Origin of the sequence: Catenibacterium sp. AM22-6LB, assembly GCF_003435615.1 — a bacterium.
GTDB classification, from domain to species: domain Bacteria; phylum Bacillota_I; class Bacilli_A; order Erysipelotrichales; family Coprobacillaceae; genus Catenibacterium; species Catenibacterium mitsuoka_A.
In genome coordinates, this window is sequence record NZ_QTUM01000072.1 from 1 (window position 1) to 10,086 (window position 10,086).

10 protein-coding genes are annotated in these 10,086 nt (G+C 34.4%); 2 read left to right on the forward strand and 8 right to left on the reverse strand.

Going from position 1 to position 10,086, the window contains the following annotated elements:
* Window positions 1-220 precede the first annotated feature (220 nt).
* On the forward strand, window positions 221-607 hold the full coding sequence (locus tag DW269_RS11340; RefSeq protein ID WP_006505079.1) for a MerR family transcriptional regulator: 387 nt from the start codon (window positions 221-223) through the stop codon (window positions 605-607).
* A gap of 36 nt (window positions 608-643) precedes the next feature.
* Here the strand turns inward: DW269_RS11340 and DW269_RS11345 are convergent, their stop codons facing one another.
* From DW269_RS11345 to hypB, 3 genes are read right to left on the reverse strand one after another with little or no spacing between them, the layout of a single operon-like run.
* Window positions 644-988 carry a hydrogenase maturation nickel metallochaperone HypA gene (locus DW269_RS11345; protein ID WP_055234496.1) on the reverse strand — a complete coding sequence of 115 codons (345 nt, stop codon included), beginning with the start codon at window positions 986-988 and terminating at the stop codon, window positions 644-646.
* A gap of 2 nt (window positions 989-990) precedes the next feature.
* Window positions 991-3,672 carry an FAD-dependent oxidoreductase gene (locus DW269_RS11350; RefSeq protein ID WP_117460008.1) on the reverse strand — a complete coding sequence of 894 codons (2,682 nt, stop codon included), beginning with the start codon at window positions 3,670-3,672 and terminating at the stop codon, window positions 991-993.
* 4 nt (window positions 3,673-3,676) lie between these two features.
* Window positions 3,677-4,339, reverse strand: coding sequence for a hydrogenase nickel incorporation protein HypB (gene hypB, locus DW269_RS11355; RefSeq protein ID WP_117460009.1), 663 nt, complete (start codon window positions 4,337-4,339; stop codon window positions 3,677-3,679).
* Window positions 4,340-4,518: 179 nt separating this feature from the next.
* On the opposite strand from hypB, the gene DW269_RS11360 reads away from it, so the two are divergent.
* Entirely contained in the window at window positions 4,519-5,772 is a 1,254-nt protein-coding gene (locus tag DW269_RS11360; RefSeq protein WP_117460012.1) for a methionine gamma-lyase family protein, read from the forward strand.
* Window positions 5,773-5,805: 33 nt separating this feature from the next.
* On the opposite strand, the gene DW269_RS11365 is transcribed toward DW269_RS11360, so the two are convergent.
* The 5 genes from DW269_RS11365 to DW269_RS11385 all read right to left on the reverse strand — a co-directional run bounded on the left by DW269_RS11365 (window position 5,806) and on the right by DW269_RS11385 (window position 9,936).
* Complete coding sequence (locus DW269_RS11365; protein ID WP_117460013.1) at window positions 5,806-6,552, reverse strand: SDR family NAD(P)-dependent oxidoreductase; 747 nt, start codon at window positions 6,550-6,552, stop codon at window positions 5,806-5,808.
* Window positions 6,553-6,572: 20 nt separating this feature from the next.
* The gene (gene efp / locus DW269_RS11370; RefSeq protein ID WP_055289480.1) at window positions 6,573-7,130 is read right to left on the reverse strand and encodes an elongation factor P; all 558 of its coding nucleotides are present in this window, start codon (window positions 7,128-7,130) and stop codon (window positions 6,573-6,575) included.
* An 84-nt stretch (window positions 7,131-7,214) separates the two neighbouring features.
* Complete coding sequence (gene pnuC, locus DW269_RS11375; RefSeq protein ID WP_117460015.1) at window positions 7,215-8,444, reverse strand: nicotinamide riboside transporter PnuC; 1,230 nt, start codon at window positions 8,442-8,444, stop codon at window positions 7,215-7,217.
* A gap of 99 nt (window positions 8,445-8,543) precedes the next feature.
* Window positions 8,544-8,891 carry a helix-turn-helix domain-containing protein gene (locus tag DW269_RS11380; protein WP_117460017.1) on the reverse strand — a complete coding sequence of 116 codons (348 nt, stop codon included), beginning with the start codon at window positions 8,889-8,891 and terminating at the stop codon, window positions 8,544-8,546.
* Between the two features lie 94 nt (window positions 8,892-8,985).
* Window positions 8,986-9,936, reverse strand: coding sequence for a calcium/sodium antiporter (locus DW269_RS11385; protein ID WP_117460019.1), 951 nt, complete (start codon window positions 9,934-9,936; stop codon window positions 8,986-8,988).
* Window positions 9,937-10,086: the final 150 nt, after the last annotated feature.

Sequence of the window (10,086 nt, forward strand, 5' to 3'; positions counted from 1 at the left end):
CTATTTTCTACAAAAACTAATTTATCTTCTTATTTCCAGTTTCTGCTTGCAATTCGGGTAGAAATATTTTACTTTTTCTTGTAAATACCTAATTTACACTCCTAATACTTACTTATTTCGCAATTTCTCATTCATCTTTGATGAAGGGTTGTCCCTTCGTCATGACTCAATTCCTTGCATATTTTTTTATTATTTCTTATACTATTAAAGAGGTGATTCGATGACTTATACAATTAAGCAGGTATCTGAAATGATGTCTTTACCTGTTTCTACTATTCGTTATTATGATAAGATGGGTCTCATTCCTTTCTTAGAAAAGAATGAATCAGGTTATCGTATCTTTAAAGAAAAAGATATTTCTATGCTGCGTATTATTGAATGTTTCAAGAATACAGGTATGAGTATTTCTGAAATGCAACAATATGTAGAAATGGTTAAACGTGGTGATGAATCATTAGAAGAACGTTATCAACTCTTTGTGAGAAGAAAAGAGATTGTCTTAGAAGAAATGCGACAATTAGAAAAACAACTAGAAACAATTGACCATAAACTCTGGTATTATGAAACTGCTATAAAAGCAGGTACAGAAGATATCCATAAAAAATAATCCTCTCGTGTTACAGAGAGGATTTTTTGTATGGAGTTATTCTCCTTCTATTTCTTTAATTAAACATTCATTGCCTTGCAGTAAGACAGTATTCCCACTATGACAATAAGGACATTCTCTGCCATAATCGATTGTAGAATAAGTATTTTGACAGTTATGGCAGATTGTAATAGCTTCAATCCATTCATAATCAAGTGTGGAATACTTAAGCAATGGCACTTTCTTCTTATAATATTCCCAGCAGTCTACTAAATAGTCTGGTTCAATACCACTGACCTTGCCTATCTGTAAAGTGACCCTACGGATATCTGTGAGACTGTTTTCCTGTGCAACATCTTCTAATGTTCTAACAATATGTACGACAATACCTAATTCATGCATCTTTATTTCTTCTTATTACGTAAGATCTTAATCTGTCTTTTTGCAGCATAAGGAAGAATGACCTTCAACTTATCTTCTGATCTTACCATATTGCTTCCTTCTGGAATATCTCGTGTAAGCTTGATTGCATCAAATTCACATTTAGTTGTACATAGACCACATCCAATACATTTATTAGGATCTACCACACTTGTACCACATCCAAGACAGCGTTTTGCTTCTGTTTGTACCTGTTCAGACGTAAATGTAGAACGTAAGTCTTTAAATGTTTCCGTCGCAAGACCCTGTTTAGTACCTGGAATCTGTCTCTTTGAATGATCAAAGTCTAAAGTGATTAAGATGTTATCTTTATCAAACTGAGTAAACTGGTGTAAATCTCTACCTAAAGTTAAAGAATGACCCTTATGTACATAACGATGCATTGATTCAGCCGCTTCTTTACCCTGAGCAATCGCATCAATCGCAAAGCGAGGACCTGTATAGACATCTCCTCCTGTAAAGATATCTTGTACAGAAGTCTGTAAAGTAATAGCATCCGCTTGAATTGTACCATTTGGATTTGTATTGATATCTAATCCTTCTACCGGAATAATATCCTGTCCTACAGATAATAAGACATAATCACATGGGTAACTTTCTGTTTGTGTTTCATCATAAGATGGATTAAAAGCACTTGTTTCATCTCTTAAAGAGATACATTTCTTTAATGTAATTGTATGATCCTTGATTTCCTGAGGACCCCATCCACAATGCATAGTAATACCTTCATGAATGGCTTCTTCTACTTCATCAGGGCTAGCAGGCATATATTTTTCTGATTCTAAACAGAATAAGTCAACAGATGTTGCACCACTTCTTAAAGCACTTCTTGCCACATCCATAGCCACGTTACCACCACCAATGACAACCACATGACCACTAAGCATATCTTTACTTTCTTCTCTATTGACTTCTCTTAAGAAATCAACACCTGTCATAACATACTCTTCATTCATTCCAGAGATATTTAATTTCTTACCGCCTTGTGCACCAATCGCAAGATAGATGGCTTCATAGCCTTCTTCACGTAATCCATCAATAGTGATATCTTTACCGATTTCTACACCACATCTAAATTCAATGCCCATCGCCTTAAGTACTTCTATTTCTGCATCAATGACATCTTTTTCTAATCTAAATGATGGAATACCATAGCGAAGCATACCACCTGGCTTTTCTTCTTTTTCAAAGACAGTGACAGGATAACCCTTGATTCTTAAATAATAAGCAGCGCTCATACCTGCAGGACCTGCACCAATAATAGCCATCTTATGAGGATAGAATCCACCTTCTTCATTTTCACATAATGGGATATAGCGTTCTTCCTCATTAAGTTCTCTTTCCGCAATAAACTTCTTGATTTCATCAATTGCGAGAGGGGCATCTAATAATCCACGTGTACATTCCTGTTCACATCTTCTATTACAGATTGAACCGCATACGGCAGGGAATGGATTAAAGTCTTTAATAAGCTTTAAAGCATCCATGTAACGTCCAACACTGGCCATCTTGATATAGCCCTGTACAGGAAGATGAGCAGGACAGGCTGTTTTACAAGGCGCAGTTCCTGTTTCATGACAATTGACTTTGGCAGTATCTCTAAAATCAGGATTCCAATGATCTGGTCCCCATTTAATCATATCTGGTAATTCTACCTGTGGGTATTCAATAGGCCCCTTCTTTGTACAAAGCTTCTGTCCAAGCTTTGCAGCTCCTACTGGACATACTTCTACACACTTACCACAGGCTACACACTTGCTGACATCCACATGTGCACGATAAGCACTTGCAGACATATTTGGTGTATTAAAGAGCTGACTTGTTCTTAAGGCATTACATACACCTGCTGCACAGTTACAAATCGCAAAGATCTTATCTTCACCATCAATATTTGTAATCTGATGCACATACCCTTTTCTTTCACATCTTTCTAATGTTTCAATAACATCTTCATAAGTACAGTAATGACCACCTTTATTTGTCTCTACAACATAATCAGCCATATCACCAACCGCAATACATACATCGGCTTCAATATCACCTGTACCTTCTCCTCGAACTCTTTGTTGTCTACGACATGAACATGGAGATAAAGCATACTTATCATACTTATTCAACCAATGAGAAATCTTTTCTACAGACACCGCTTCCTGATTGGCTTCAATCGATTTTTCTACTGGAATAACATGCATCCCAATACCAGCCCCTCCTGGAGGCACCATTGGAGTAACCTTTTCTAGTGGTAATCTTGTCATCTGTTCGAAGAAATCAGTCACAACTGGATGTTCTTTGACTAAATCATTATTCATAACCATGAATTCTGCAGAACCAGGGACGAACTGAGGCATCACATATTGTTTATGATGATCTTCATTTTCCCAGTTATATTCAATCATCCCTATATCACATACTTCTTTTAATACACGTTCAACACGTTCTTCTTCCCAGCCTGTTCTTTTAAGAATTTCTTCAAAGGACATAGGTTTGCGTACTTCAAAAAACAAACATAAATTACATTGTTCATCATTCAAGATTTCACTTAAACATTTGTATTCAGGATCATCTTCCTTAAGTTTCTTGAACTTCACTGGTATTCGATCTGTAATACGTCTTGCAAGTCTATCAATATTATCTCTATAGGCCATTGTTTTATTCCTTCCATTCTCTTATACGTGTTAAAAGGTAATCACACCAAGGCTTGATTCCTTCTCCGCTTTTTGCACATATTTCAAACACCTTTGCATTCTTATTGCGATAATGAATATTCTCTTTACACTTTTCTATATCGAAATCAAAGTAAGGAAGAACATCCACCTTATTAATAAGTACTACATCACATACTTCAAACATAAGTGGATACTTTAAAGGCTTATCATCCCCTTCTGGCACACTCAATATCGCAATATTTAAAGAGGAACCTGTATCAAATTCCGCAGGACATACCAAATTTCCTACATTCTCTAATACTGCAAGATCTAGATTTTCCATTCCTAATTCATGTAATCCCTGTCTTGTCATATCCGCATCTAAATGACACATGCCTCCTGTATGTAATTGTATTGTACGTACACCATACTGGCTAATAGTGTGCGCATCCACATCACTATCAATATCTGCTTCCATCACACCAATATCCACTTCATCTTTGATTGTTTCAATAGTACGTGATAATGTGGTTGTCTTTCCTGAACCCGGACTAGACATGATATTAAGTAAGAAAACACCCTTCTCTTTGCATTCTTGTCTTAATAAATCTGCATCCTTATTATTATCTTCAAATATACTCTGTTTTACTTCTATTACCTTATACATATGTAAACCCCTTTCATTAGATATTCTAATAGATTTCTTGAACAGAGTAAACAGAGCAAAACAATCCTTTAACAAATCATCTTATTTGTAAGGATTTAAAATTCTAAGAGTTTGTGAATTTCTTTAAAATAGTGGTGTATTTGGTGTATAATAGCACAGGTATTCAAAGGAGAAAGATTATGATATTAGAACAAATAGATAAAAACTTATTAAAAATTGCGAATGAATCTGATGTTGTATTAAAAGACATTTATGAAAAGATTGATGATGTTTGTTTCTATAACTCAAACAGAGTTCTTTCTGCATTTATTGAGAATAATGTCAGCTATTCTGATTTTGCGGACATGAATGGATATGGCAGCTATGATTCAGGAAGAGATAAGCTAGAAGCTATTTTCGCAACTATTCTTGGATGCGAAGATGCATTAGTTAGACCACAAATCATGAGTGGTACAAATGCGCTTTATTTAACTTTATCGGCTTTACTTAAGCATGGTGATACAATGATTTCATTATCTGGAGCACCTTATGATTCTTTACAGGAAATGATTGGTATTTCAGGAGAATCTAGTCAGTCATTAAAGGCTCATGGTGTATCTTATGAACAGATTGATCTAGTTGATAATGATTTTGATGATGATAAAATCGTAGAACGTTTAAAAAAGAATGATGTTAAACTTGTAGAAATCCAGAGATCTAAGGGTTATTCTTCACGTTTATCTTTAACACTTTCTAAACTTGAACGTATTATTACTAAGATCAGAGAAGTCAATAAGGATGTTATTATCATGGTAGATAACTGCTATGGTGAACTTGTAGAAAAGAAGGAACCAGGACATATCGGCGCTGATATCGTTGTAGGGTCTTTAATGAAGAACCTAGGTGGAGGTATTGCTCCTACTGGTGGTTATATTGCAGGTAGAAAAGATTTAATCTTTATGTGTGCTGAAAGATTAACTGCACCTGGTATTGGTAAAGATCTAGGAGCTAACTTCAATATGAATAATACATTCTTCAAGGGTGTATTTATGGCTCCTAATGCCGTAAAGAATGCTTTAAAGAGTGCTGTATTTAGTGCTTATATGTTAGAAAAGTTAGGCTTTAATAATGTCTCTCCAAGATACAATGAAGAAAGAACTGATATTATTCAGACATTAGAACTTGGTACAGAAGAAAACCTAGTAAAATTTACACAGGCTATTCAGAATAGTTCTCCAATTGATTCATTTGTAGCCACTATGCCTGCACCAATGCCTGGTTATCCTCATGATGAAGTAATGGCTGCTGGTACATTTACTTCTGGTAGTACAATTGAATTAAGTGCAGATGCACCTGTTGTTGCACCTTATACACTTTATATCCAGGGTGGTTTGACATTAGAATATAGTAAACTCTCTATTCTATTCGCCCTTACAAATGTTTTAAAGAAATAACACGAAAGGTCCTGATTGATTTCAGGACCTTTTTTAACAGCTGCCTTTCTGACCGCCATCTATTCTTATAATTGTATTGTTGATGAAATTCGCTTCATCACTAATAAGAAACTTCACAAGATAAGCCACTTCTTCTGGTTTACCATAACGGTTCACCATAATCTTTTCCTGTTCCTCTTTTAAGAATTCTTCATCATATCCATCTAGTTCATTATCTGTTCCAATGAATCCTGGTGCGATTGCATTCACATTAATATATGGCCCATATTCAAAGGCAAGATTATGTGTTAATGAGATCAATGCCGCTTTAGAGGCATCATAATCAATACACATTGGATAATAAGTATTTATACCATTGGTAGAAGAAATATTAATAATACGTCCATATTCCTGATCAAGCATATGTCTATAGACACGCTTACTGCAATTAAATGCCCCTACGACATTCACATCCAATGTCTTTCTAAACTCATCTGCTGTCTTAAGATGAAAGAGATTGGATAAATCAACCGCAGCATTATTAATAAGAATATCAACACCACCCCATTTTTTCTCTATTAAAGAAATCATGGCATCCACTTCTTCTTCCTTTGATACATCCGCTTGAACAGTCATTACACGTACATCATAATTCTTTTTAATCTCTTCTTCTAATAAAGCCGCTGCTTTATTAGAAGTAAGGTAGTTGATTACTACATCATAATGGTTTTTCGCAAGTTCTAATATGATGGCTTTCCCTATCCCCTGAGCACCACCAGTTACAAGTACAACTTTATTCATATGTGAAAAAAGAGCTTATATTAAGCTCTTCCTGCGTATTTTCCATCAGATGAGAAGACAACGATTTCTTCGCCTTCTTCAATAAACTGAGGTACTCTTAATGTTAGACCAGTATTAGTGACAGCATCCTTAGTCTGGTTAGATGGTGCACCTTTAATAGCTGGGTCTGTCTTAACAACAGTTAATTCAACTTTTTCTGGGATAGATACTGATAATAAATCACCTTCAAAGAACATAAGAGATGCTTCTCTTCCTTCTACGATGAAATATTTATTGAATCCGATCTGTTCTTCTGATAATTCATAAGTATCATATGTTTCCATATCCATGAAATAGTAAGTAGAATCAGCTTCATATGAGTACTGTGCTGTTTTCTTTTCAATGTTAGCAGCTTCGAATTTTGTTGAAGCGTTGAAGTTTCTGTCCTGTGTAGAACCAGTCTTTAAGTTCTTCATCTTAGTCTTTAAGATAGCAGCACCTTTACCTGGTTTTACATGTTGGAAGTCTAAAACAACCCAAGGATCGCCATCAACGATTAATGTAAGTCCAGTTCTAAAATCTCCTGCAGCAATTGCCATAATAATCACTCCTGTTTCTTTATGTTTTTTACGTTCTTATTGTAGCAGTTTTATGAGCTACTCTCAAGTTATAGAGAAATTTAATTAGAATAAAGATAGTTTTTCGTTTGTTTTCTGGTGTTCTCTAATATATTTAGTCCATTTAATATAACCATAAGTTGTATTAGTGAAGTAACCAAGTTTAAGAATTAATAATACATATTGTCCAGATAAGATGTTAATAATAGCTTCTAACCCAGCACAGATATACCATGCAATCCACTGTTCTCTTAATCTGAAGAAGATAAATAAACCATTCGCAATACCTACTGCAGAGGCACAGGCATCAATATAAATGATCCATGTTTCTAATGTCTTATTTGTATAGAAATCAGTTGCAATATCTAAACCACTGATGAAATAACCAACAACGATAGTCCATACAAAGATACCTACAATAACAAGTACTTCTTGATATCCTTTTAGTTTTCTTACCATTGTCAATTCATCTTCTTCTTCATCTTTATGCTTAGACCAGTTGATATAACTTATGATATCAATAGGTAGCCAGAAGAATAATGTAGTTACCATTGTTGCAAAACGATACATTAATACAACACACATTGCGATTTCCGCAATTTCTACAGCAACAGATACTAAGAAGTTGTAACGAGACTGTTTAGAAATGAGTAATTCACATAAGATATTTAAGAATGTATCTAAAAGATACAATAACATGATCACAATACCATTAACACCATTTGCACTTTCTTCTGGGAAAGCAACAGCGAAAATAGTAGCTAAGAGCATGATAGACATGAACCAGCTCTTTTCATATGTTGTAAACTGTTTAGAGAATAACAACATTAAAGCCAATGATAAGCTTAAGATAAATAAAGAAGATGCAAGGTTAAAGATGTACATAGTCTTATTTGCCATTACCTGCTTATAAGAATGTTTAACTTCTTTCTGACTCACATCTTTGTGATCAAAGTATAAATCAGTTCCATTACTTGTCTTGAATTCATAAGCAGTAATAGTCTTATTCTTCAACTGTGTATATTCTTCATAAGAATAAGAAACAACAAGCTGTTTGTCACCTTTACTATATGTAACATCACATACTGTGTTGTCTGAACTATAGTCTTCATCCTGTGTATTTCTTTTCATTACAATGCTTTGTACATAATCCACTTTACCAGGATTAGAATGTACTTCTTTAAGACCTACACAAAGAGAAATAATTGAACCTAATATTAATGCAATGAGAACAATAATTTCAGCTGTTCTTAATTTCTTTCTAGGTTCGATGTTGTTTTTAAAAAATTGAATCATACTACAAACTCCCCTTAAATTTTAAATTCAGTATTTTAAAAAAAATACTTCACAATTATAATAAATAACCACTTAAAATGGTAGGTCTTTTTGTAAAGTTTATCGTATTTCTTTCAACATTTCTTCTGGTGTGATATCAAATAGATTTGCAAGCGCTATAAGATTAGTTGTACTTGGATCAGATGAACCTTTTTCCCATTTAGAGACTGCCTGTCTAGATACACCAAGTGTTTCTGCCACAAATTCCTGAGTCATCTGACATTCCATACGGTGCTTCTTAATGACACCTCCTAGTGTTTTTGCATACTCTTCCTTTTCTTTGCGTACTGGCTCTGACTTAATATATTTTCTTAATGCGACAATGAGTAAGTAAACAACATAGATGATCACACCCCAGATAATAAGTGCAGGTATAAGCACTAATAACAAATTCATTGAAATTGACATTTTGAATTTCCTCCTCACTTCAAATATAGCTTAATATTGCCAGTTGCGCTATCAACTATCAAGCAACCAATAAAAAAAAGAAGGCATCGCCTTCTTAACGCATACAAATATAAACAAGATATGCTGTATAAATAGCAAGCATCACAATACCTTGCCATTTAACAAGTTCTTTCTTCTTCCATGCAAATATCCATACAAGAGTACTTACTACAATGAGAATAAATGTATCAATCAAGTTTTCTGCAATAATCGCAACAGGACTAATTACCCCGGCAATACCTAATACAAGTAAGATATTGAAGATATTAGATCCAATAACGTTACCTAAAGCCATATCGATTTCATTCTTTCTTGCAGCTACAATAGAAGTCACAAGTTCTGGAAGACTTGTTCCTAAAGCGACAATAGTCAAACCAATAAGGTTCTGACTGAGTCCTAGCATAGTCGCAATAGCTGTAGCACCTTCTACGACGAAATCACCACCAAATTTAATGGCAGCTGCACCACCGACAATATAAACAATACACTGCCATACTGGTAATAGCTTGATTTCTTCATCATTGTCTTCGCTTAATGCTTTGTTTCTTGCCTGTAATGCTGAATAGATCATCCATCCTAAATATGCTGCAAATAATACAATAAAGATTGCACTATCTACTCTACCTAGCATACCATCTAAACCAAATACAAGTAATAAAGCAGCACAGATAATAGAGAATGGGAATTCTTTCTTTAATGTATCTGTAGAGACTGCAAGAGGTACAAATAATGTACATACACCACATACAACCATTAAGTTAAATAAGTTAGATCCTACTACATTACTGACTGCAAGAGCGTTGTTGTTGCTCATTGAGGCAGTAACACTGACTGCACATTCAGGTAAGCTTGTACCCATTGCGACAATTGTAAGTCCAATGATCATTGAAGGAACTTTTAATCTTTTTGCGACAGAAGAACTTCCATCCACAAAGAAATCTGCACCCTTAATTAATAATACAAAACCAATAATTAATATACCAATTTCCATGAAAGTATTTATCATTTTTTCTCTTCCTTTATATATAAACTGATTAATAATCTAACATTATATCCTACTGTTAGTCAATAGTATCCGACGATTGAAATATATCTAATCTGATTCCAATATGATAATGTCTCAATGTATCCAAGTTGATATTGTCCCAATTGGGAC